This is a genomic window from Acinetobacter haemolyticus CIP 64.3 = MTCC 9819 (genome assembly GCF_000369065.1).
Lineage (GTDB): Bacteria > Pseudomonadota > Gammaproteobacteria > Pseudomonadales > Moraxellaceae > Acinetobacter > Acinetobacter haemolyticus.
Window position 1 is genome coordinate 119003 of the sequence record NZ_KB849800.1, and the last position, 23546, is coordinate 142548.

Here is a 23546-nt window from a genome sequence, read left to right on the forward strand (position 1 = left end):
TATGGAAGTGAATACAATAATAGGCATTGTTGTCGCCGTTGTGATTATGCTTGTTGGTTTGACCATGATTTTAAGAAAACCAAAACCAGTTGAACCTTCATTAGAAGCAGAATTACATATTAATCCTGAAAGTAATCAGCCTGTAATTCCTCGTCATGTACGAGACCAACTGCTACAAAATGACGTGGCGAGTCCAAGCGCACGTGTTGAACCTCGTTTAAATGATGAAGTGGTTGAGGTCGAACCACAAGTTGAATCACCAAAACAAGAGGTGATTGTTGAAGAAAAAGTCGAACAACAGCTAGATGAGAAAGCCGAAGACACCATCAGTGAGGTTACAGTTACCTCGGAAACAGGTACTGAAGAAGAGAAATTGACACAGGAAACGACAGAAACTGCCCCATCACTTACCGAACAAGTTGTGAAGGTTGAAGAGTCGGATAAAACCACAGAAGAAACTCAGTCAGAGCAAGTTAAAAGTGAACCAGAGCTGAGTTTAAATCCTAATATTGAAACGGTTGAAATCGCTGAATTTGATGGAGAAAGCAATATTCTGGATGTACATTTGCATGAACAACAGCGTTATGATGATGAAAGTGCATTGGCAACAGCTGAACAGATTATTGCATTAAATGTTTATCCAAATCCTCGCCGTGCCTTGTCTGGTGATAAAGCGTTAAAAGTTTTACTCAAATATGGTTTGCGCTATGGTGAAATGTCTTGCTTCCATCGTTATGAAAATACCGATGAGCCAAGTGCTTTAATGTTCTCTGTCTTACGTATTACCGACCATGGGCCTGCAGGTTTTGATTTGGAAACATTGTCAGGTGAACAAGTTCAGGGCTTAGCATTTTTCTTGGCTTTACCGAATAGCAAAGCTGTTACGGGTTATGACATGATGACTAGTATTGCAGGTTTAATTGCGCGTGAAGTTGATGGTAAAGTCTATGATGAAAATAACTTAGAATTTACACCGCAATTGAAAGAACATTGGCGTCATCATGTGATTGACTATCGTTCAAATCAAGCAGCGACCTAATTAATCTTTTATAATGAATTGAGTAAAAAGTTATAGGGCGGTTTTTCCGCCCTTTTATATGGTGAAAAGTAAATGGAACATAATTCAGTGATTGAGCAAATGCGTCAATTGATTCAGCTCATTGCAAAACACAATCATGCTTACTATGTGATGGATCAACCTTCAATTTCAGATAGTGAATATGACCATTTATTTCATCAGCTTAAAGCATTAGAACAACAATACCCTGAATGCATCCAAGCGGATACCCCAACCAATAAAGTGGGTGGTCAAGCACTGTCGAAATTTGAAAGTGTGACCCATGTAGTGCCGATGTTGTCATTGGGCAATGTCTTTAATCAAGAAGAGTTATTTGCTTTTGCCCGTCGCATAGATGAACGTTTACCCAATCAGAAAGTGCAATATGAAGTCGAGCTGAAACTAGATGGTTTAGCGATCTCACTTTGGTATGAAAATGGTGTGTTGGTGCGTGGCGTGACGCGTGGCGATGGTGAAACTGGTGAAGATATTACTCAGAACGTGAAGACCATTCGCAATTTGCCGAAGGTTCTATCAGGTCAATCTCAAGCTATACCACAGCTTTTAGAAGTGCGTGGTGAAGTATTAATGCCAAAACAAGGGTTTGAAAAGCTTAATACTGATCAAGCAGCCAAAGGTGAAAAAACTTTTGCGAACCCTCGAAACGCTGCAGCTGGTAGTTTAAGACAACTTGATCCTAATATCGCAGCATCACGTCCTTTAGCATTCTATGCTTATGGGATCGCACAGTGTCAACCACATCATGGTTTAGCAACGATGCATGACAGTTTGCATTGGCTTACCAAATTTGGTTTTGAAATCGCCGAAAGACAATATCTTTGCGAGTCGATTGAAGAAGTTCAACAACGTTATGAGCAGATTCAACAAGAACGCCCAGATTTAAATGTTGAAATTGATGGCATGGTGGTAAAGGTCGATGACCTGAAACAGCAACAACAATTGGGCTTCTTAAGTCGTGAACCACGCTGGGCAACTGCTTATAAATTTCCAGCACAAGCAGCTTTAACCAAAGTCGAAAATATAGATTGGCAAGTCGGACGTACCGGAACACTGACACCGGTTGCACGTCTTGCACCTGTATTTGTCGGTGGTGTAACTGTTTCGAATGTGACTTTACACAATATCGGGGAAATTCATCGTTTAGATGTGCGTGTTGGTGACACGGTGAGTGTATATCGTACTGGTGATGTGATTCCAAAGGTTGAGAAAGTTTGGGCTGAGTTCCGACCTACCGATGCGGAGATTGTTCATCTCCCTACGAATTGTCCAGTATGTGATTCACCAGTGGTCATGCCAGAAGGCGAAGCTTTAGCACGTTGTTCAGGTGGTTTGTATTGTGCTGCGCAACGTATTGAAGCCATTCGACACTTTGTTTCACGTAAGGCCTTAGATATCGAGGGTTTGGGTGATCGTTGGGTGGAGTCATTGTTACATCTCGATTTACTGAAAGATGTGGCTGATATTTATCATTTGCATGAGCATCGTGAAACTTTACTGACCATTGAGAAAATGGGTGAGAAATCGGTTCAGAACTTGATTGATGCCATTGAAGCCAGTAAGAAAACCACATTAGCGCGTTTTATTTATGGCTTAGGTATTCGTGGTGTTGGTGAAACGACAGCACGTATGCTTGCAAATACGTTTCAAACCTTGGATGCCTTGAAAGCAGCTGATGTTGAAGCACTTAAGAAAACCCCTGATGTCGGTGATATTACCGCTGAATGGATCGCTGACTTTTTCCAAGCACCGCATAACATCGAAGTGTTAGATCGTTTAATGGCAGCTGGCATTCATTGGGATGCACCGACAGCACCGACTCGTCAGCCACTCAATGGTGAGAGTTGGGTCGTCACAGGAACATTGGAAAGTATGGGGCGTGATGAGGCAACACAACGTCTTCAAGCGCTGGGTGCTCGAGTAAGTGGCAGTGTTTCCAGTAAAACCAAATGTGTAGTTGCGGGTGAGAAAGCGGGCAGTAAATTAGAAAAAGCGCAAAAATTAGAAATTCGAGTAATGAATGAGCAAGAATTTTTAGACTTTTTGGCTCAATATCAAACCTAATTGATTTGAAAATTTGAACAAATAAAAGCCGCTTTTAAAGCGGCTTTTTGATGAGTTAAAGATATTTTTTAACGACACCATCATCGAGTAATTGTTGAAAGTGTTCAACGACGCTAGATTCAATATCTCGGTATTGTATTCCTAGCTCTTGTTGACTCTTTTGCGCATTAAAATAAATTGGATAACCCATATTGAGTTCAACGAATGATCTCGAAAATCCAGCGAATGGTCCAAATAATTTAAATGCTGATTTTGGTAATTGATTACGAGGAAAAGGAAAACGATTGCCAAAATTCTGACGTAAGATTTTCCCCATTTCCAATAAACTTAAAGTTCCACCACTGATAATATAGCGTCCTTTTGCATTGGTGTTACTTGCAGCTTGAATATGTGCATCAGCTACATCACGGACATCAACGATGCCATTCCACATGGGCGGTACACCGAGTAAAGTCATACCATTGGCAAATTGCTGTAAAACTTCAACACTACCTGATTGTGTATTCGCAGTTAATGATGGTCCCATCACCAATGCTGGATTAATGCAGACTAAATCCCAACGATTTTGTTGTTCAGCCATTTCCCAGGCTTTACGTTCTGCTGCAACTTTTGAAAATGGATAAGGTTGATGAGTTTCACTGCTGGTATTGTTCCAGTGGCTTTCATCAAATTCATTGTTTTTAGTATCAAGAATCTCAATCGCATCGCCATAAGTTGATGCAATACTTGATGTCAGTACCACACGTTTGACTGATTCGGTTCGATTGACGCTGTTTAGTACATTCTCAGTACCGATTACAGCTGGTTCAATAATATCTTTGACCGCATCTTTATAGTTGGTCACAACGAAAGGTGAGGCGGTATGAATAACGATTTCACATCCTTTCATGGACTCATCAAAAGCGCCAGCTTGTAGTAAGTCTGCTTTAAAAAAATGAATTTGCCCTGAAGATTTTTCTGCGATGTCGTACAGATGTTGGATTTTATCCTTTTTTGATGGATCACGAACCGTTGCATGAACGATGTATCCCTGATTTAAGAGTCGTTCAATAATCCAACCTGCAATATAGCCGGTCGCCCCAGTAACTAAAATCGGTTTGCTTTTATCCATTTTGTATATCCGCATAATGCTTTTTGTAAATGATTCTATTTAGCGAATTTTACCTAAATACACAATGGTTGAAAGAATTTCTTACCTTTTTTACTTGAAAAATGAGTTAAATAAGAAGCATTGCTAACCGTTACAAAAATTAAAATAAAGCGGTTTTTGATCTTTCATGGCTATTTGAATACATGAGTTGATTGCAAGCGCTTATTTTATTTCAATAAATTGGATTAATTAGAACTGTAAATGCGTATGTTTCTCATTTTAATTTTATAAAAATCATGGGTTTACGTGTTTTTGATTTTTGCAATTTTATTCAAACTTACGCATAATAACGTTAATCGATAGGAGTAAATATTATGCGTGGCAATCCAGAAGTCGTCGACTATTTAAATATGCTCATTGGCGGTGAATTGGCTGCTCGTGATCAATATTTAATTCATTCAAGAATGTATGAAGATTGGGGTTTAACCAAGATTTATGAGCGTATTGACCATGAAATGCAAGAAGAAGCATCTCATGCTGATGCGATTATTCGCCGTGTTCTTTTTTTAGAAGCAAAACCAAATATGAACCGCGAAGACATCAATGTTGGTACGGATGTTGTAAGTTGTTTAAAAGCAGATTTAGCACTTGAATATCATGTTCGTGAGAAACTAGCGATAGGTATTAAGTTGTGTGAAGAGAAAGGTGATTTTATTAGCCGAGATATGTTGCGTCAGCAACTTTCAGATACGGAAGAAGATCACACCTATTGGTTAGAAAAACAGTTGCGATTAATTGAGTTAATTGGTTTACAAAATTATATTCAATCTCAAATGTAAGATATTTTAAAAAACTCAGCCTTGGCTGAGTTTTTTGTACAATCATGATTTATTTTTTTGCAAGGTTTTTAGGTCTTTTAGAACCTGATCAGCATGAGTTTGTGTATTAACACTCGTATAGTGATATATCACCGCACCTTTTGGATCAATTAGAAAGCTTTCTCGTTTAGCGATTTTAGTAATACCTAGATTTCTCACGATGCCAAATTTTCCAGCAAGCGTTCCTTTTTCATCTGCCAGAATTGGAAAGGGTAAGCCTAGCTTTTCTGAAAATTTTTGATGTGAAGCAACATCGTCTAAACTGGCGCCTAGTACAACAGCATTTGATTGTAAAAACTCAGGGTAGAGTGCTTTGAATTGATTGGCTTCTTGAGTACACCCAGCTGTGTCATCTTTGGGATAAAAATAAAGTACGATCCACTTACCTTTATATTGATCTAGGGTATGCCATTTGCCATTTTGATCTTGTAATTTGAAATCTGGTGCTGAGTGTCCAACCCATTCTTTTTGTGCTGTATTCTGTTTAGAAAACAAAGTATTTTGTGCGGAGCTTAAACTGGGTGTAGTCAATAAAAACAGTGAACTACACACTATAAGAACTTTGGACTTTATTGTATTCATCATCATGATCTCAACGTATGATAGAAATCTACTTTAGCAAATTTAGAAATTTGATGTGTTAGTAAATTTTTTATAGTTATTTTACGTTTTATCTAACAAAACTATTGATAGATCTAGAAAATAGTGATGTGAAAAGAAGATATAATTTTTTTAAGTTTGAATGATTGGGTTATAAGTTGAAGTATAAAATTTTACTCATCACTGGATGGGGTGGTGGATCTGAATTATTAAAACCTTTACATGACGGATTGGAGCAAAAAGGACATATCGTTGAACGAATTAATATCTTTAATGCGTTAGATCATGAAATCCTGCAACAGCATGTTGAGCTTGCAGTAAAATTTGATGTCATTGTGGGATGGTCTCTGGGGGGGCAATTAGCAACAATATTAGTCGATCATATCCAGCAACAATATGCAGAACAGAAGATGTTAATCACTTTGGCATCGAATCCATGTTTTGTCATTCAAGCTGATTGGCTTACAGCAATGCCAGTCGAAACTTTTATGCAGTTTAAGCAATCATTTGAACAGGATGCAATTACTACGCTAAAACGGTTTGGTTTATTGGTGTGCCAAGGTTCAAATTCAGCAAAAAAAGACTTTTTGGCTATGCAGAAATTGATTCTTCCTCAACCAATTGCATTGCTTCGGGATGGGTTGCAGTTGTTGGAACAATTAAATTTAGTTAAAGTCTATGAAAACTACCAAGGTAGACAGTTACATGTCTTCGCAGAGCATGATGCTTTAGTTCCTTACCAAGTTGCTCAAAATATCCAGAATTTAGCTGCAAAGAATCAATCTATTGTTTCGGTTGGTGGTGCATCACATGGTTTTCCATGTTTTATGGTGAATGAAACTGTGCAAATAATTGAAGATTTTATTCAAATGACGGTTTAATCTTGCTTGAATTGAAAGTTCTCGCAATATATTTTAGATTTTGACAAGTTTAAGATTAAGAGCGATTGAAACTTATTGAACGTTTTTATCATTGTTGAAATTTACTTTGAGTATTCGCTATCGTGGAGGCGACATGGATGTCGCCGTTAGGCTGTGGCATTAAGGACGTGCCATCAGCCTAACAAAAGATTTTTGCTTACTTTTCATCTTTGAAAAGTAAGTCCAGCTGAAGGCTTATCCTGAAATTGGGTGAGTACTTGGAATAACACCATGCAGTACATTGTTAAATATTGGATTTATAGAGGTGTAGGATGACTGACCTATTTGATTTAGAACATATATGGCATCCCTATACTTCGATGTTAAATCCATTACCATCCTTTAAAGTCAAACGTGCTTATGGTGCAACGATTGAATTAGAAGATGGTCGAACTTTGGTTGATGGTATGTCGTCATGGTGGTGTGCGATTCACGGTTATAATCATCCTGAACTTAACAAAGCCATTACTGATCAATTGCAAAACATGGCGCATATCATGTTTGGTGGTTTGACGCATGAACCCGCAATTGAATTGGGTAAACTCTTATTAAAAATTACGCCTCCGAGTTTAGATAAAATTTTCTATGCTGACTCTGGTTCAGTTTCAGTTGAAGTGGCTTTAAAAATGGCAGTGCAATATTGGGCTGCGTTGAATCAACCTGAGAAAACCAATTTTATTACTACTCGTTCTGGCTATCATGGTGATACTTGGAATGCGATGTCTGTGTGTGATCCTGTCACGGGAATGCATCAGATTTTTGGCTCAAGTTTACCGAATCGAATCTTTGTACCCGCGCCTCAAAGTCGCTTTGATGGTGAGTGGAATCCACAAGATATTCAAGAACTCAAACAACAGATCGAAGAGCATCATCACAGTATTGCTGCACTGATTATTGAGCCAATTGTGCAAGGTGCGGGAGGGATGCGTTTTTATCATCCTAAGTATTTGTGCCAAGCCAAAGAATTATGTCAGCAATACAATTTGTTGTTGATCTTTGATGAGATCGCAACAGGTTTTGGGCGTACAGGCAAAATGTTTGCTTGGGAGCATGCACAAGTTGAACCCGATATCATGTGTATCGGTAAAGGTTTGACTGGAGGCTATATGACATTATCTGCAACATTAACGACTAAACAAGTGGCTGAAACCATTAGTCGTGGCGAAGCGGGCGTGTTTATGCATGGTCCAACCTTTATGGCGAATCCTCTGGCTTGTGCTGTTGCTCTAAGAAGTACTCAATTATTAGTTGAACAAGATTGGCAGAGCAATATTCAACGTATTGAAAAGATCCTTGTTCAGCAATTAAGTGATTTAGCAGAACTTGATCATGTTGCAGATGTACGTGTATTAGGTGCGATTGGAGTGGTTGAATTAACCTCTAGTGTTGACATGAAAAGCTTACAGCAGCAGTTTGTTGAACGTGGTATTTGGGTGCGACCATTTGGAAAATTGGTCTACGTGATGCCGCCGTATGTGATCACCGATGATGAGCTAAATTACTTATTAGTGCAGATGAGTGAAGTGGTGAAAAATATGCAAGGAGTACAAGCTAATGTCCTTGCTTGATCATTATGCTGAGCAGCTTGACCAGCTCAAACAGCAAGGTAATTTTCGCCAATTTACTTCAAATCAACAGCAGGGACGATGGATTACTATTCAAGATCGAACCATGTTGAATTTGGCATCCAATGATTATTTAGGTTTAGCCGCTGATTTAAGTTTAAGAGAAGAATTTCTTGATACTTTGCAAATCGACCATGCACTGTTTAGCTCATCTTCTTCACGTTTACTGACTGGAAATTATGCAGAGTACGAGCAATTTGAAAATAGCCTAAGCAAAGCTTTTGGTCGTGCTGCCTTGCTTTTCAATAGTGGCTATCACATGAATATCGGTATTTTGCCCGCATTAGCTGATAGTAAAACCGTAATTTTGGCGGATAAACTGGTTCATGCCAGTATGATTGATGGTATTCGTCTATCGAATGCTCAATATGTGCGTTATCGTCATAATGATTTGCAGCATTTGGAACAGTTATTGCAAAAGTATCAACAAGATGAGCAAGTTGAACGTATTATTGTGGTGACTGAAAGTATTTTTAGTATGGATGGTGATGAAACGGATTTAGCTGCTTTGGTTCAGTTAAAGCAACGTTTTGTCAAAACCATGTTGTATGTTGATGAAGCTCATGCCATCGGCGTGAGAGGTGAGCAAGGATTAGGTTGTGCTGAGCAATATGGCGTATTGCATCAGATTGATTTCCTTGTTGGGACTTTTGGCAAAGCGATTGCTTCAATTGGCGGTTATATTATTTGTGATCCTATCATTCGTGATTATCTTATTAATAAAATGCGTCCCTTGATTTTCAGCACAGCGTTACCACCAATCTCGATGGCATGGTCTGACTTTATCTTTAATAAAGTTTTAAATATGCAGCAGCAGCGTCAGCACTTGGCTGAGATCAGTCATTTTTTACAGCAGGCGGTGATTGCAAAAGGTTTTTCAAGTCCATCGAGTAGCCATATTATTCCAATTATTGTCGGCGAAAGTAATGCAGCGATTGAAAAAGCACGTTATGTTCAGCAACAAGGTTTTTATGCCATGCCTGTGCGACCCCCAACAGTACCGCAAAATAGTTCACGTTTGCGTATTTCATTAACGTCTATGGTTCAAAAAGCAGAATTAGAAAAATTGGTGGAATGTTTGTGAGTGTCGATAAAGCTTTAGTCGCTCAACGTTTTGCCAAAGCAGGGCAAAGTTACATTGAGCATGCTGTAGTGCAAAAGCAGATCAGTGCACAGTTATTTGAATATCTGAAAGCGTATTGTCCAAAGACTTTTGATTCTGTACTTGAGATCGGTTGTGGGTCGGGTAATTTAACGCATTTATTTCAGACTCATTTTCAGTTTGATCAATTATTTTTAAATGATCTTTATAAGGATGTTGATCAGCATTTTTCAACGATTCAAAATATAGCTTGGTTGATCGGAGATATTGAGCAGCTTGAATTACCATCAGAATTGGATGCGATGATTTCGAGTTCAGCTTTACAATGGATGACTGATCTACCTGCATTATTACAACGAATTCATGATGCTTTAAAACCGAAAGCTTATTTGGGTTTCTCTACATTTGGTGAAAACAATTTAATTGAAATCAAAAAACTGACTGGGCAGGGTTTAAATTATTATTCCAGTGAAGTATTGAAACAGAAACTTGAAGAAAATGGCTTTGAGATTGTGTTTATACAAGAAGAACAAAAACATCTATATTTTGATGATCCTAAATTAGTTCTGCACCATCTAAAAGCGACAGGGGTGACTGCAACAGCAAAGTCACATCGTTGGACCAAGCAATCTTTACTGCAGTTTTATTCTGATTATCAACAGTTTCATGATGAGCATGGTTTTCGCCTAACTTATCATCCGATTTACGTGATTGCGCGGAGGAAAGCATGAGTGCAGCAATTTATTTTGTCAGCGGTATTGATACAGAAATTGGGAAAACTTATGCCACTGGTTATCTCGCCAAAATTTGGACCGAACAAGGGCAGCGTGTTATTACCCAAAAGTTGGTGCAAACTGGGAATGTCGATGTGTCTGAAGACATCGAAAAACACCGTGAAATTATGGGTAGTGGCTGGTTTCAGGAAGATCATGAAAAATTGACCATGCCTGAAATTTTCACTTATCCCGCTTCACCGCATTTGGCAACGCGTTTAGATGGGCGTGAGTTAGATTTTGCCAAGATTGAAGCTGCAACTAAAGAACTTGCCCAGCGTTTTGATGTAGTGTTGTTAGAAGGTGCTGGTGGTTTAATGGTGCCTTTAACCACAGAGTTATTGACCATTGATTATATCGTTCAACATCAATTTCCTGTGATTTTGGTGACTTCTGGACGTTTGGGAAGCATTAACCACACATTGTTGAGTTTAGAAGCTTTAAAAAATCGTGGTTTGAGTTTGCATGCTTTGGTATATAACTTAAAAGATGAATCGAAAGATCCACTTATTTCTAAAGATACAGCGGATTATTTAAAAGCTTATTTGGCAAAGCATTTTCCTGACGCAGAATGGATAGAGTTGGAGAAGTTTTAAATGATTAAAGTTTTATTAGTATGTATTGATTAATAGTTAAGTATATTTTTGACGAATTTTATCGATATACTCATGTATTTTTTTCTTATCGGTTGGATACGTGTCTAGGTAGCACTCGCTTGTTTTTACCAAAGTCTCAAAAAAATTGCAAAGCTCCATAGTTGAGCTTTGCATGTCCCCCATGAAGAATTGAATATTTATAAATTCTTCTGGGTGATCATAGTCTTGTTCTAAGCCGAAACCACATCCTTCACTTGAAGTGATTCCATATCCGTTACTAATATGAAATAAGATATTTAAATAATTCATTTTATTTGTAGAAATTGTTTCTTTTAGAATATGGTAAAGATCGTGATATCCATTTACAAAATAGTAGTTTTGAACGTTTTCTAGCCACATGGAATGGTCATTCTGTTTGGTCAATAATGCTTGTAATAGCTTACTTTATTTTTTGTGAGACTATAAGAATTCTTGCAAGTTAAAATAATAAAAAAACATGTATTTCTAATACATGTGAAAGTTTTACTGAGGAAAATTTGATATTAATGGGTTCTGGTAAAGTATTTAATTAAAAGGGTTGATAATCATGAACAAAAATAATTTTATGTGTATGGCTCTATGCCTATTAGGTTTGATCTCGACGACTCATGCAGAAGTGCCGTCAGATAAAACCATCATTAGTTGGATCACAAACTTACAAGATTCAAATGCGAATCCTCAGCAAGCTATTCAGATTGATCATACGGAAAAAATAAAATTAATTTCAGGCGAAGAAGCTTATTTGTCTGGTGTTAGTTTTGAAAATGCTGGGCGTAACTTTTGGGCAGGTTATGTGTTAAGCCGTCCAAAGCTAAAACAAGCAAAAATTTTAAAAGAGTTTGGTGGTCAATCGAATACATTTAAAGTTCATCCAACGATGTATAAAGGTAAATCGATAGAACTGGTTGAAATCGAAAGTGCTGGGTCGGGACAAGGAACTGTTGAAGCTACTAAAAGTTTAGTTTATTTGAGTCAATGGAATGCCAAGTTGATTACTGAAGTTCAGGAGTCTTCGAATGCTGGTCGTTATGACGAAAAACTTGATGCAGAAGATTGTCGTTCAGGATCAGATAATACGGGTTATTTAAATATAATGCCGTATTCGCCTTACGTTGTGAAAACGACGGTGACAGGAAATGCTTGTAATGACAAGCCTAAAGGATACAAAGTAAATAGTTTGGTTCTCCCAATCGTCATAAGTGAAATGAAATAAAAAAAGCTAACAAGCGGACTTGTTAGCATAGGAGGAACTTAGAATTGTGAAGCTTAATAGTAAGTGTTTATTTTTCTAGTTATTACTCACGATCCCAATCTTAGTGACTTTGCTTTGCTGAGCTAATGCCATCACCATGGCAATGTTTTTATATTCTGCTTGAGGATCGGGTTTAAATTTAATTTGATCCTGATCTGTTTTTTGCGCAACAGCGTCAAACAAAGCCTTTAATGCCTGACGATCAGCAACCGTTTGATCATTCCAAAAAATCAGACCTTGTGCATCGACTCTCAGGTTGATGGTTTCGGGTGGTTTCTCATTGGTTGGTGGCGGTGGTACGCCATTAGGTAAATTAATATTAATGGCGTTGTTTGGGATTGGAATCGTGATAATGAACATGATCAACAACACTAGCATGACATCAATTAAAGGTGTCATGTTAACGTCGAGCATCACATCATCTTCACTACTTTTTGGTCCGACATTCATGCCCATGACTAACTCCTTATCATTTGATTAAGGTGAACTAGGTGGAGTTGTGACAAATGCAATTTTGCCAATACCCGCTTGTTGGGTGGTACTAATCACTTCATCGATTGCTGCGTAGTGTGTGAGTTGATCACCACGAATATGAACCTCTGGTTGAGGGCGCTTTTGCGCCTCAACTTGTAATCGTGCGAGTAACGTTTCTTTATCTGCAACATGCTGTTCATCCCAGAAAATATCACCTGTCTTATTCACTGAAAGTTGAATATTTAGGGGGGTGGTGGCATACGGTGCATTTTTTTCTTCAGGAAGATTTACAGGGACGGTGTGTGTGACCACTGGAACAGTGATTAAAAAGATAATCAAAAGTACCAGCATGATGTCCACAAGCGGAGTAGTGTTGATCGTGCCGATCACATCATCATCACTTTGATCTGAATTTATCATCATGCCCATAATGGTATTCCTTATTTAGAATCACGATTGACAGGATTACTGCGTAATTCGCCACTGAGTAAAACTGCATGTAAGTCAGAGCCAAATGAACGGACATTATCCATGACTGCTTTATTACGACGAGTCAACCAGTTATAGCCAAGTACGGCAGGTACGGCCACAGCTAAACCAATTGCAGTCATAATTAATGCTTCACCTACAGGCCCAGCAACTTTATCAATTGATGCTTGGCCTGAAATTCCAATGGCGGTAAGTGCATGATAAATTCCCCAAACAGTTCCAAATAAGCCAACAAAGGGTGCTGTTGAACCAACTGTTGCTAGAAATGCTAAGCCGTTACCTAAATGACTTTGTACTTTCTCAATTGCACGTTGAATCGAAATGGTGACCCAAGTATTAAAATCAATACGTTCTAATAATGTGCCATCATGATGTTTGGTTGAATGAATGCCTTTTTCGGCAATATAACGATAAGAACTATTAGGGGCTAAGCTGTCTTTTGCACTATTTAAAGTATCTGCTTCCCAAAAATTACGTTCAGCTTCTATACCATGACGTTTAACTTTACTTTGTTGGAATACTTTAGAAAAAATGATGTACCACGTACCAATCGACATCAATACCAAAATAAATAGTGTCGTTTTAGCAATAACATCACCTTCACGCCAAAGTGCTTCTAATCCATAAGGGTTATAAGATTCTTGTTCAGTTGCTGGAAGTGGAGGAGGAGTTACTGTCGTTTGTGTAGTTTCATTCGCCGCAACTGTGGTTATAGCAGTTGTTTGGGTGGTTTCATCTGCCCAGACTGTGCTTAATGGGAGTAAAGTGCTGGTTGAAATTAAACCAATAGCCGCGAATCGAGCGATATATTTTGCTGTTTTATTCATCTTAAATTCTCCAAAAAATTGTTTAATTCATTTGCTTAATTAGGAAATCGTGAATGTGTATTCGATTTCATACCAGTCTTGTTGAGGAACACCATCTTTCATGGCAGGTGTAAAAGAACACAAGCTGTATGCTTTAGTGGCTGCTCTATCTAGCGCTCTAACACCACTCGATTTGTTCACTTTGGCATCGATGACTTTTCCTGAGCTATCGACCAGTAAACGCATCCGTACCGTACCTTCTTCACCTGCCATTTCCTGTTCACGTGGATAATCAGGCTTTTTACATCCTGCACTACCTTCCGATACTCCTCGTGAGATCCCAGCAGGTTTTGGTGCGGGAGCAGGCGCGGCGACCGGTGCTGCAACAGGACTTGGACTAGGTGCTGCGACAGCAGGTGCAGCTGTAGGAGTTGCAACTGTATTTTGTACAGGTGGCGTTGGTGTTGGTTTGGCAACAGGTGTTACTTTTTCCACTTGTTTCGGTGGATCAGGCATTTTTGCCACTTTCTCTACCATTTTGGGTGGTTCAGGTGGTTTTTCCTCTGGCTTGGGTGGAGGTGGTGGAGGGGGCGGTTCAATATCTTGAATAATGAGTAGTTCGACAGGTTTCTCGACAGGCTTGGTCATCTCGGTCGTTAAACTTGTTACTAAAATGTAGGCGATCACAAGATGAAGAAATAAAACCACACCAAGACCGATCAGACGTTTGGCCGATTGATTTTCATTCTCAGCAAAGGGTATGCCCATAATTGCTCCTGAAATTGTAATCGTTGATCCATACATAAATCTGAAAGGGAAGCCCTTGATTTATGCTGTGAAAATAAGTTTTTTGGATCTATAGATCACAGTAGATCACTACAGCATCTGGAAATCGGGCTGTAGTGATGTGCATATTAAAATTTGAAAGTGCTACGAACGAAGTAAGTTCGGCCCAGTACATCTGCGTATCGAGGGTCATAACCCATTTGGAAGTTATCCAATACATTTGATGCAGGGGGAGCTTCATCAAACATATTTTTGACACCTAGCGTAAGCTCTAAATTTTTAAAGCCTTTATATGTTCCTGATAAGTTATAGGTGGTGTAGTCACTGACTTTATGGTTTTGACCACCGGAATTTTGATCTTTGTAACCTTTAGAGAAACTTTGCTGTAAGTTCAGTGCCCAATTTTCATAGCGCCAATCTAGATTCGCGGTGTGCTTCCAACGTAAAACAATGGCTTGATAATCGAGACCAGCATAACTACCCGCAACACCGACCCAAGGCATTCCTTTATCTTCTTGATATTGGTAATCGGTTATATAGGTACCATCAATATTAAAACCGAGCTGACCTGTGCCGGTCATAGGGGAGCGCCATGCTATACCGACATCAAATCCTGAAGTTTTGATACCACCTAAGTTTTGCTTAGTTGTAATGATATGGTGAATTGAGCCATCTGCATTGCGGACAAATTTATCTGCATATTTTTCTGGGTCGCCAAAAATGGCTGTCTCGGAAATCGCTGTAATCTGATTTTTAACCTTGATATCAAAATAGTCTAATGTGAAGACTAGATTTTTGGTTGGCTGAAAGACCAGACCTGCCGTAATTGAATCTGATTTTTCTGGCTCTAAATCTTTGTTACCACCATCTTGACGATCAAACTGCATACCACAATCGCGGGCAGGGAGAGCGCCAGCGCCGGGAACCCCATTTGGGCATAGAACAGGATCATTGTAAGTTGCTTGGGTATTGGTTAACGAGTTCGGTGCGTGCATTTCTGCGAGTGTTGGTGCCCTAAAGCCTTTGGTATAGCTTGTTCTGAACATTAATTGTTGAATTGGTTCCCAGCGTAGGGAGAACTTAGGATTAAAGGTACTTCCAAAATCACTATAGTCGTCATAACGAGCAGCAAGTTGTGCTTCTAGAGTTTTGTGCAATGGGACGTGTAGTTCTGTAAAGACGGCTTTAATATTTCGAGAACCTTCATTTACTGGTTCATTTGGATCTACACCCGTACTCGGTGCAACACTCGCAATCTCAGAAATGGTTTTTGATTGCCAATCATCTTTACGATAACTTGCCCCAATCGCAAGTCCTACATCACCTGCTGGCAAAGTGTAAATGGGGCGACTTGCAGTAAAATCGATGGTTGTTGAATCTAATTTCGCGTCTAAATATTTACCTTTTACTCCTAAGCCACTCCATACATCTCCATCTTCAGCGGCTTGTGGTCCAAATGGGTTCAGCGTGCCATTGAGTAAAGCTTCCGCTGTTTTATCATAATTTAGATATCCACTTACAACATTATCTGCTGCGTTACTACGCGCATAGGTTACGCCTGTATTGATATCCCAACCATAAGCCTCACCTTCGATACCTGCAAAGATACGATGTGAATCATTGACGCTATTACTGACACGATTACCCGCTTGAGAGCGAAGATAAAGTTCTAATGGACCATTCACGCCATCCATTGCTGGAGTTATGCCTTTGCCTGGATAATATTTGCTTGAAGGATCTAGAGGTAAATCAAAAAATACATCTGGTGCCACAGAAGTGGTGACTTCACTCCGTGCGTATACATACTCACCAATGGCATTAAAATTATCATTTAACTTTGCGGTGACTCGTCCCATGACAGAGATATCTTCTGTTTTAGGAACGATGCCAATGACTGCTTGACTGTTATAACGACAGGTTTCACCTTTGGCTGTTACCAGTGGGTTATCGCCACAACCCATGTTGGCATAAGGGTTACCAAAAACTTTTGATTCAGGATCATATAAGTTTGCTGGGAATGAGCCACTGCTGGTTCTGTCCACACCGAGTTCTGGCAAAACACCACCACGACGACTGACCTTACGGTCTTTTGCCATGACATCTTCACCACGGCGATAATCAATCACACCAAACGCATTAAATCCATTTTCGTCTAGATCACCAAAACCACCAAAAATTGAATAGCTTTGTTTCTCTCCACCTTTTTGTTCTGGCTTTTGGTAGTCAGTACTAAAATTCAATCCATTGAACTGCTTTTTAGTGATGAAGTTAATCACCCCGCCGATCGCATCAGTACCATAAACGGCAGAGGCACCATCTTTTAAAACCTCAATTCGATCTAGCATCGCAAGGGGAATGATATTTAAATTTGTGATGCCACTATCGTAGGCATTTGCTGCAAGGCGTCGCCCATTCAATAGCACTAAAGTTTTGTTCGCACCTAAGCCCCGCATGTTTGCTGCGGACCCTTCTGTTCTACTTGCGCCTACATTAGAGGCTGTAACAAAGTTGGATTGATTGGCTGTGATTTTAGATAAGGCTTCCTCTGTCGTAGTAATACCCTGTTTTAAAATTTCATCGACTTTTACGATCGTAATTGGAGAGGCGCTCTGCGCTGCAACACCTTTGATCGATGAGCCCGTAACTGCAACTTTTACAACTTTGGTTGGTTTCTCATCTGTGGGTGATTCTGTTTCGGCCGCATGGGTCATTGATAAACACAACATACTTAGACTCAGGGTACTGAGTTTCAGTATGTTTTTGCTCGCTTTTGGCAGAGCACTAGATTGAACGAAATTGGTATTTTTCATTGAATTTATAACCCCTAAATTGATGGTCACTCTAAAAGAATGAACAAAATCGGTTTAGCAAGACATGTGCCAAACCTTATTTTTAGGGATCAATTACTTTGAGAATAATTGTGTAAAAGCGTTGTAGTTTTATTTGGTAAGCGCTTCATATTTTTACTAATTATTAAAAAACAATGAATATACAAAAAATACTTAAATTGTCATTTTTTTACAACAATCAAGATTTTTTGTATCGCATTAAAATGCATCAAGAGTTTTTTATGCTGCTTTCATTTGGTGCGAATCCTGATTTATTTATTTAAAATTATACATTTGTAGTTTTTTACTAATTGAGATGTAAATTAATATAAAAGCATTGGCTTTAGCAAAATATTACTTCTAACTAACATGCTTAAATCCATATTTTTAGAATACTTATTAAAAAACATTTATTTTAGGTTGGTAATTTGTTTGAAAAGTGGCATGAATTTAGCAATGTTTTTTCCATCATGGAATGGTTTCTCTTATCTTTGTTATTTATATGAATGGTAAAAAATAGCTTTTAGCTTTGTAAAAATATTCTTTGATTCGATAAAGAGAGATAAATCGTTGTGTGAATGGTTGCTACTCGAAAAGACTAGCATTTACTGAAAAACGATGATGTGAGCACAATGTTGAAGTCTAAATTCTCAAACGTCGCTTTATTTTTACCGGTTACCGCATTTACCTCAATTGGATATGCCAGAACACCAGCACAAGTGGATCAAACACTTCAAATGTTTTGTGGTGCCCTTGAGGATGAGCAAGATGAGGTTAAAAAATTTAAATTTTATAATGAAAGTTTTGTTGATGCTGATTTTGAAAATTCACTTCAATGTGAAGCGTTAGTGGGTCTAGAAAAGTTCATCCTATCAACAGCAGAAAGCATTTTAACTATTTATGAAAAAGCGAAAGTACATATTTTTAAAATAAAACCAAGAGTTTATTTCACTAATTACTTTGTATTTAAGGGTGGGGCTAGCACATTAATCTCAAAAAAAATCGTGTATTCAATGCAGCATCTTTTAGAGCATAAAAAACATTTTTTATTTACATTTTTTGATCTCAAAAATATGGGAGATAAGGGTTTATTTAATTCAATGATGATTTTTTTAAGTCAATTGAATTATGCCACACCAATTAAGGGTAAGGCACTAAATCATTATGAGATTCAATTTAAACAAACATGCTTTGTTTTTGAATTTCCTCCGATCCTTCAATGCAACTGTATAACAAAAGGTGTTTTTTTACCTTTCTTACAAGACTTCGCAGTCCATTCAAGCATCAATATCAACTGGCAATATTTTGATATTGCTTCACCACGTCAAAAATAAGTGATGAGTTCAACATGAAACAGAGCTTTATACGTTCATTGAAATATCACGGCTTAGCACTTTGTGTGGGATTAACAACGACGCTTGCAACTACTGTTGTTATTGCTAAAAGCCCAGCCGATCCAAATAAAATATTACGTTATGTTTTTCCTGTTGCAGAAACAGGTTTTGATCCTGCTGGTGTGCACGATTTGTATTCTGCGCACGTGAATGCTTCGATTTTTGAGACTTTATATACCTATGACTATTTAGCTTCACCTGCAAAGTTAGTTCCTCGGACAGCTGTAGCTTTGCCTGAAGTGAGTGAAGATGGTTTGACCTACACCATTCGAATTCAGAAAGGTATTTATTTTGTTGATGATCCTATATTTAAAGGAAAAAAGCGTGAACTAACCTCTGCGGATTATGTTTATTCCTTTAAGCGTTTGCTCGATCCGAACTTACATTCCCCCAATAGCTGGTTACTCGATGGACGTATTGCGGGAATGGATACAGTGCTGAAACAAGCACAAAAAACTGGAAAATTTGATTACGACCAACCAGTTGTTGGCTTACAAACGCCAGATCGACATACCTTGGTAATTCGCCTGACAAGCCCTGATCAAAATTTCCCGATGATTTTGGCCCATCAACCTGCTGGTGCTGTGTCTAGGGAAGTTATTGAAAAGTATAGAAATAAGTCTGGTTTTGCGATGGGTCATCCAGTGGGCACTGGTCCTTATATGTTGGCGCGATGGACACCGGGATCAAGAATTGTTTTAAAAGCTAATCCTGATTTCCGAAGTTTTGTTTGGAATTTTAAAGCGAGCTCTGCTGAAGATCAGAAAATTGTTCAAGCCATGCAGGGCAAACTGATGCCACAAATTGGTGTCATTGATATACAAGTGATGGAAGAAGGTCAATCACGTTGGCTGTCCTTTAGCAAAGATGAGGTGGATTTATTTCAACTCGATGGTGAACTGACCGTTCAAGCTTTGCAGAATGGTGAGTTGAAACCTGAGTTGGTGAAAAAAGGTGTGCAACTATCTCGTATCGTTGATCCATCCATTGACTATCACTATTGGAATATGAAAAACCCAGTTGTGGGTGGGTTGAGTAAAGAAAAAATTGCACTTCGCCGTGCCATGGCGATGGCTTTTTCTGCCGACAGTTATATCAATATCTTACAAAAAGGGGATGCCCAAAAATTACAAGCACTGATTCCAAATGGTGTTGTTGGTTACGATCCTGACTATAAAAGCAGTATCCCTTATTCAGTTAAAGCCGCAAATCTATTGCTTGATCGTTATCAGTATCGAGTTGGTGCAAATGGTTGGCGAATGCAGCCAGATGGGAAGCCACTGGTGATTGATATGACGATTTCAGGAAGCAGTCTAAGAAGTCAACAACAAGCAGAATTTTGGAAAAGAATTTTAGATAGTCTCAAAATTCAGATGACCACTAAATCATTGCCATTTTCTGAAGCACTGAAGTTGGAGAAACAATGTAAAACCATGTTCAAAACCTCTGCTTGGATTGCTGACTATCCTGATGCTGATAATTTTATGCAGCTTTTTTACGGCAAAAACGTTCATGTGAGTAATAACAGTTGTGTTCAGATTCCTGAATTTGACCGTTTATACGAACAAACTCAAAAAATGTCACCCAGTCCAGAACGTGATGCTTTATACCGAAAAATGTCTCGAATTTTGGAAGTCTATATGCCTGCACAAGTGATAGGCGCTCGTTATCGAAATATCTTGGCTCAACCCCGCGTGATTGGTTTTAAAAAGCATCCGATTCTTCCTGCGGAATGGATGTATATCGACATTGATATGAAGAAATAGAAATAAAGAACTGGAGTAATTATGAAATCTAATACTTTTAAATTAGCCACATTGTGTTTACTGACGATGGGTATTAACCAGACCGTGACGGCTGAAACTACAAAACGTCAGACCCTGCCAACATTTCAAGCCCAAGATATCGCAGTAATGTGTGATACCAAAATCAATGAAGTAAAAAAACAGTTAAAGTCTGTAGAAATGCGACCATTAAAACTAAATGCACCAGCAGCGCCTGTGCTAGCAGAATGGGATCGTATTTTTGCTGAGTTTGAAGATTTTTATGGTCCAATTGGTTTATATGGCAACGTTTATCCAGATGAGGCTGTTCGCAATGCTGCAGAAGATTGCGAGGTTAAAATTACGCAGTTCCAAACAGATATTTTTCAAAATCCCAAGCTCTATCAGCAGTTTAAAAAACTAAAGCCATCGGATGCAATAGATAGCAAATTTCAGCAAGACATTTTGAATAATTTTGAGGAAAAAGGCATTTTGCTGACCACCAATAAACAAAAACGTTTGAAAGAGATTTTGGACGAACTCGCTACAATTGAGCAGGTGTATGCGAGAAATGTACGTGAGAATCCTCAAAAAATAGAGTTTAGTCCAGCTGAGTTAAAAGGCTTACCGCAAAGCTATATTGATGCTTTAAACAAAAATGATAAGGGTAATTATCTATTGGGTTTTGAATATCCTGAATACCGTCCATTTATGCAGCTTGCTGAAAGTGATGAGGCACGTAAGCGCTATCAAATTGCATTTAGTCGGCGTGGTGGAGAAAAGAATTTAGCATTGCTTAAACAAGCGATTGATTTACGTTATGAATTAGCACAACTCTTTGGCAAATCGAGTTATGCAGAATGGGTTTTGCAAAACCGAATGGCAAAAACACCCGAGGCGGTGAATAAATTCTTAGCAGAAGTTCATACAACAGTAGCACCTTTAGAGCGAAAAGAAGTTCAGACCTTACGTGAATTTAAAGCTAAAACCTTAAATATTCCATTACAGCAAGCCTCGATTGAGCGCTGGAGCGATGAATATTGGAGTGAAAAACTCCGTCAAGCTAAATACCAAATTGATCAAGAAAAATTGCGTGAATATTTTCCTACACAAGCAACTCAAGATTGGTTATTTGCTATTTCATCTGATTTGTATGGTATTGAATTTAAACAAGTAAATATAGTGGCTTGGCAAGATGAAGTCGAGTATTACGATGTTGTCGATGCGAAAACAAAGCAATTAATTGGTGGGTTGTACATGGATAAATTTCCCCGTGAAGGGAAGTATGGGCATGCTGCTGTTTGGAGTGTTTTCGGGCGGAGCCGTTTAACTGAGCGGAAACCAATTTCAGCTCTGGTCACCAATTTTAATCGAAAGGGACTGAACAGTGATGAGCTGGAAACCTTTGTGCATGAATTTGGGCATGCGCTTCATGGCATCTTATCGAATACTCGTTATGCATCACAATCTGGCACTTCAGTAGAGCGAGATTTTGTTGAAGCACCATCCCAGATGTATGAAGAGTGGGCGAGACGTAAAGAAACTCTTTCAAAACTCGCAGATTTTTGTAGTCCTGCTTGCCCACGTGTGGATGATGCCTTAATCGAAAAATTAAATGCGGTTCATGGTTATGGGCGAGGTCTACATTATGCCCGCCAAACTTTATATGCACAGTATGACATGGCATTGCATGGTAAGGATGCTTTGAAAATACAACCATTAGATGTCTGGAAAAAGATGGAGGCTGCAACAGCACTTGGCTATGTGCCGACTACAGAGTTTCCAGGTCAATTTGGTCATATTATGGGAGGCTACCAAGTCGGTTACTACGGCTATATGTGGTCTGAAGTTATGGCCTTAGATATGCTGTCAGCCTTTGGTAATAATTTGAACAATGCCGAGGTAGGACAACGTTATCGTGAAACTATTTTAGCTCAAGGTAGCCAAAAACCAGCACAAGCTTTAGTTGAGGAGTTTCTAGGACGTAAGCCTAGTAACACTGCTTTTTTCAATGAAATTTCAGGTCAACGGATTAAATAAGGGGCATCTTTTATGCTGGCATATATCATACGTCGCATATGGCAGATGATCCCCACAATGCTGGGTGTCGTGCTGCTGATTTTTTTCTTGTTCAATTGGGTGGGGGGGGATCCTGCTTATATCTTGGCAGGAAAAATGTCGAATCCAGAGCAAATTGAAAATATTCGACAACAGTTAGGTGTTGATCAGCCTTATTACATTCAACTTTGGATTTTCATCAAGCAAATTTTGACTTTTGATTATGGCGTGAGTTGGAGTACTGGGGAGTCGGTCTCGCAAATTATAAGCACTCGTTTGGGACCATCACTGACGATTCTGATTCCATTAACTCTGCTACAAACCGTAATTTCGATCATCTTGGCGTTGGCTGTTGCATCTGTGCGAGGAAGTTTAACTGATCGTATGGTGATGATGCTTTGTACGATCGGCATGTCGATCAGTATCTTGGTTTATATCATTGTTTTTCAGTACTTCTTTGCCTATCAATTGGGATGGTTTCCAGTTCAAGGTTGGAGCGATAACTTAAACGAAAATCTGTTCAAATATGCACTATTACCTGTTCTGATTATGCTTGTCGTGAGTATTGCACCGACATTAAGACTCTATCGCAGTTTCATTTTGGATGAGGTCAATCAGGATTATGTTCGTACTGCACGTGCCAAAGGTGTGAGTGAGCGACGTGTTTATGGCATACATGTTTTACGCAATGCTTCGATTCCGATTGTGACGGATGTTATGGCGACATTACCTGCCTTGTTAATTGGCGCATTTTTGATAGAACGCTTTTTTGGTATCCCTGGTATTGGTCGAGAAGTCATCATTGCGGTTGAACGTAGTGATTTCCCCGTGATTAAAGCGATAACAGTTTATGTTGCCGTCGCAACCATGTTTTTTAACCTAATTGCGGATCTGATTTATAAGTTAATCGATCCACGTGTAGAGTTGAAATAGG

The 23546-nt window shown here is 38.8% G+C and carries 21 protein-coding genes; 13 read left to right on the forward strand and 8 right to left on the reverse strand.

The window, feature by feature from the left end:
• Position 1: 1 nt before the first annotated feature.
• Together F927_RS03255 and ligA are read left to right on the forward strand one after the other, a co-directional pair.
• Positions 2–1039, forward strand: a complete 1038-nt coding sequence (locus tag F927_RS03255; RefSeq protein WP_005081423.1) for a cell division protein ZipA C-terminal FtsZ-binding domain-containing protein — start codon at positions 2–4, stop codon at positions 1037–1039.
• Positions 1040–1111: 72 nt separating this feature from the next.
• On the forward strand, positions 1112–3139 hold the full coding sequence (gene ligA, locus F927_RS03260; protein WP_005081425.1) for an NAD-dependent DNA ligase LigA: 2028 nt from the start codon (positions 1112–1114) through the stop codon (positions 3137–3139).
• A gap of 55 nt (positions 3140–3194) precedes the next feature.
• Here ligA and F927_RS03265 read toward each other — a convergent pair whose 3' ends face one another.
• Complete coding sequence (locus tag F927_RS03265; RefSeq protein ID WP_005081429.1) at positions 3195–4250, reverse strand: SDR family oxidoreductase; 1056 nt, start codon at positions 4248–4250, stop codon at positions 3195–3197.
• Positions 4251–4603: 353 nt separating this feature from the next.
• Between F927_RS03265 and ftn the strand changes: the two genes are divergently transcribed.
• Entirely contained in the window at positions 4604–5068 is a 465-nt protein-coding gene (gene ftn, locus F927_RS03270) for a heteropolymeric bacterioferritin subunit Ftn (RefSeq protein WP_004638102.1), read from the forward strand.
• Between the two features lie 42 nt (positions 5069–5110).
• On the opposite strand, the gene F927_RS03275 is transcribed toward ftn, so the two are convergent.
• Entirely contained in the window at positions 5111–5692 is a 582-nt protein-coding gene (locus F927_RS03275) for a peroxiredoxin (protein WP_005081431.1), read from the reverse strand.
• A 161-nt stretch (positions 5693–5853) separates the two neighbouring features.
• Between F927_RS03275 and F927_RS03280 the strand changes: the two genes are divergently transcribed.
• From F927_RS03280 to bioD, 5 genes are all read left to right on the forward strand, one after another.
• Positions 5854–6588 carry an alpha/beta hydrolase family protein gene (locus tag F927_RS03280; RefSeq protein ID WP_005081433.1) on the forward strand — a complete coding sequence of 245 codons (735 nt, stop codon included), beginning with the start codon at positions 5854–5856 and terminating at the stop codon, positions 6586–6588.
• Between the two features lie 311 nt (positions 6589–6899).
• Positions 6900–8195 carry an adenosylmethionine--8-amino-7-oxononanoate transaminase gene (bioA, locus tag F927_RS03285; protein ID WP_005081434.1) on the forward strand — a complete coding sequence of 432 codons (1296 nt, stop codon included), beginning with the start codon at positions 6900–6902 and terminating at the stop codon, positions 8193–8195.
• On the forward strand, positions 8182–9336 hold the full coding sequence (locus F927_RS03290; protein ID WP_005081437.1) for an 8-amino-7-oxononanoate synthase: 1155 nt from the start codon (positions 8182–8184) through the stop codon (positions 9334–9336). The genes bioA and F927_RS03290 overlap by 14 nt, the downstream gene beginning before the upstream one ends.
• Positions 9327–10085, forward strand: a complete 759-nt coding sequence (bioC, locus tag F927_RS03295) for a malonyl-ACP O-methyltransferase BioC (protein WP_005081439.1) — start codon at positions 9327–9329, stop codon at positions 10083–10085. Before F927_RS03290 ends, bioC begins: the two co-directional genes overlap by 10 nt.
• Positions 10082–10723 carry a dethiobiotin synthase gene (gene bioD / locus F927_RS03300; RefSeq protein ID WP_005081441.1) on the forward strand — a complete coding sequence of 214 codons (642 nt, stop codon included), beginning with the start codon at positions 10082–10084 and terminating at the stop codon, positions 10721–10723. Before bioC ends, bioD begins: the two co-directional genes overlap by 4 nt.
• A 36-nt stretch (positions 10724–10759) precedes the next feature.
• Here bioD and F927_RS03305 read toward each other — a convergent pair whose 3' ends face one another.
• On the reverse strand, positions 10760–11122 hold the full coding sequence (locus F927_RS03305) for a hypothetical protein (RefSeq protein WP_004952589.1): 363 nt from the start codon (positions 11120–11122) through the stop codon (positions 10760–10762).
• A gap of 187 nt (positions 11123–11309) precedes the next feature.
• On the opposite strand from F927_RS03305, the gene F927_RS03310 reads away from it, so the two are divergent.
• Positions 11310–11975, forward strand: a complete 666-nt coding sequence (locus tag F927_RS03310; protein WP_005081445.1) for a hypothetical protein — start codon at positions 11310–11312, stop codon at positions 11973–11975.
• A 75-nt stretch (positions 11976–12050) separates the two neighbouring features.
• Here the strand turns inward: F927_RS03310 and F927_RS03315 are convergent, their stop codons facing one another.
• The 5 genes from F927_RS03315 to F927_RS03335 form a co-directional block, all read right to left on the reverse strand.
• Positions 12051–12470 (reverse strand): ExbD/TolR family protein, encoded by a 420-nt coding sequence (locus tag F927_RS03315; protein ID WP_005081447.1) that lies wholly within the window; start codon positions 12468–12470, stop codon positions 12051–12053.
• Between the two features lie 21 nt (positions 12471–12491).
• Positions 12492–12917 carry an ExbD/TolR family protein gene (locus F927_RS03320; RefSeq protein WP_005081449.1) on the reverse strand — a complete coding sequence of 142 codons (426 nt, stop codon included), beginning with the start codon at positions 12915–12917 and terminating at the stop codon, positions 12492–12494.
• Positions 12918–12928: 11 nt separating this feature from the next.
• Positions 12929–13804, reverse strand: coding sequence for a MotA/TolQ/ExbB proton channel family protein (locus F927_RS03325; RefSeq protein WP_005081452.1), 876 nt, complete (start codon positions 13802–13804; stop codon positions 12929–12931).
• A 39-nt stretch (positions 13805–13843) separates the two neighbouring features.
• The gene (locus tag F927_RS03330; RefSeq protein WP_005081453.1) at positions 13844–14551 is read right to left on the reverse strand and encodes an energy transducer TonB; all 708 of its coding nucleotides are present in this window, start codon (positions 14549–14551) and stop codon (positions 13844–13846) included.
• A gap of 146 nt (positions 14552–14697) precedes the next feature.
• Positions 14698–17379 carry a TonB-dependent receptor gene (locus F927_RS03335; protein WP_017394465.1) on the reverse strand — a complete coding sequence of 894 codons (2682 nt, stop codon included), beginning with the start codon at positions 17377–17379 and terminating at the stop codon, positions 14698–14700.
• A 650-nt stretch (positions 17380–18029) separates the two neighbouring features.
• On the opposite strand from F927_RS03335, the gene F927_RS03340 reads away from it, so the two are divergent.
• Genes F927_RS03340 through F927_RS03355 form a run of 4 tightly spaced genes read left to right on the forward strand, consistent with a single transcriptional unit; the run spans position 18030 to position 23545 of the window.
• Positions 18030–18731 carry a hypothetical protein gene (locus F927_RS03340; protein ID WP_005081456.1) on the forward strand — a complete coding sequence of 234 codons (702 nt, stop codon included), beginning with the start codon at positions 18030–18032 and terminating at the stop codon, positions 18729–18731.
• 14 nt (positions 18732–18745) lie between these two features.
• Positions 18746–20557, forward strand: a complete 1812-nt coding sequence (locus tag F927_RS03345) for an ABC transporter substrate-binding protein (protein ID WP_005081459.1) — start codon at positions 18746–18748, stop codon at positions 20555–20557.
• Between the two features lie 21 nt (positions 20558–20578).
• A complete protein-coding gene (locus F927_RS03350) occupies positions 20579–22594 on the forward strand; it encodes a M3 family metallopeptidase (protein WP_005081460.1) in 2016 nt (671 codons plus the stop codon).
• A 12-nt stretch (positions 22595–22606) separates the two neighbouring features.
• Positions 22607–23545: an ABC transporter permease gene (locus tag F927_RS03355; RefSeq protein WP_005081462.1), complete on the forward strand. Its 939-nt coding sequence runs from the start codon at positions 22607–22609 to the stop codon at positions 23543–23545.
• Position 23546 lies beyond the last annotated feature (1 nt).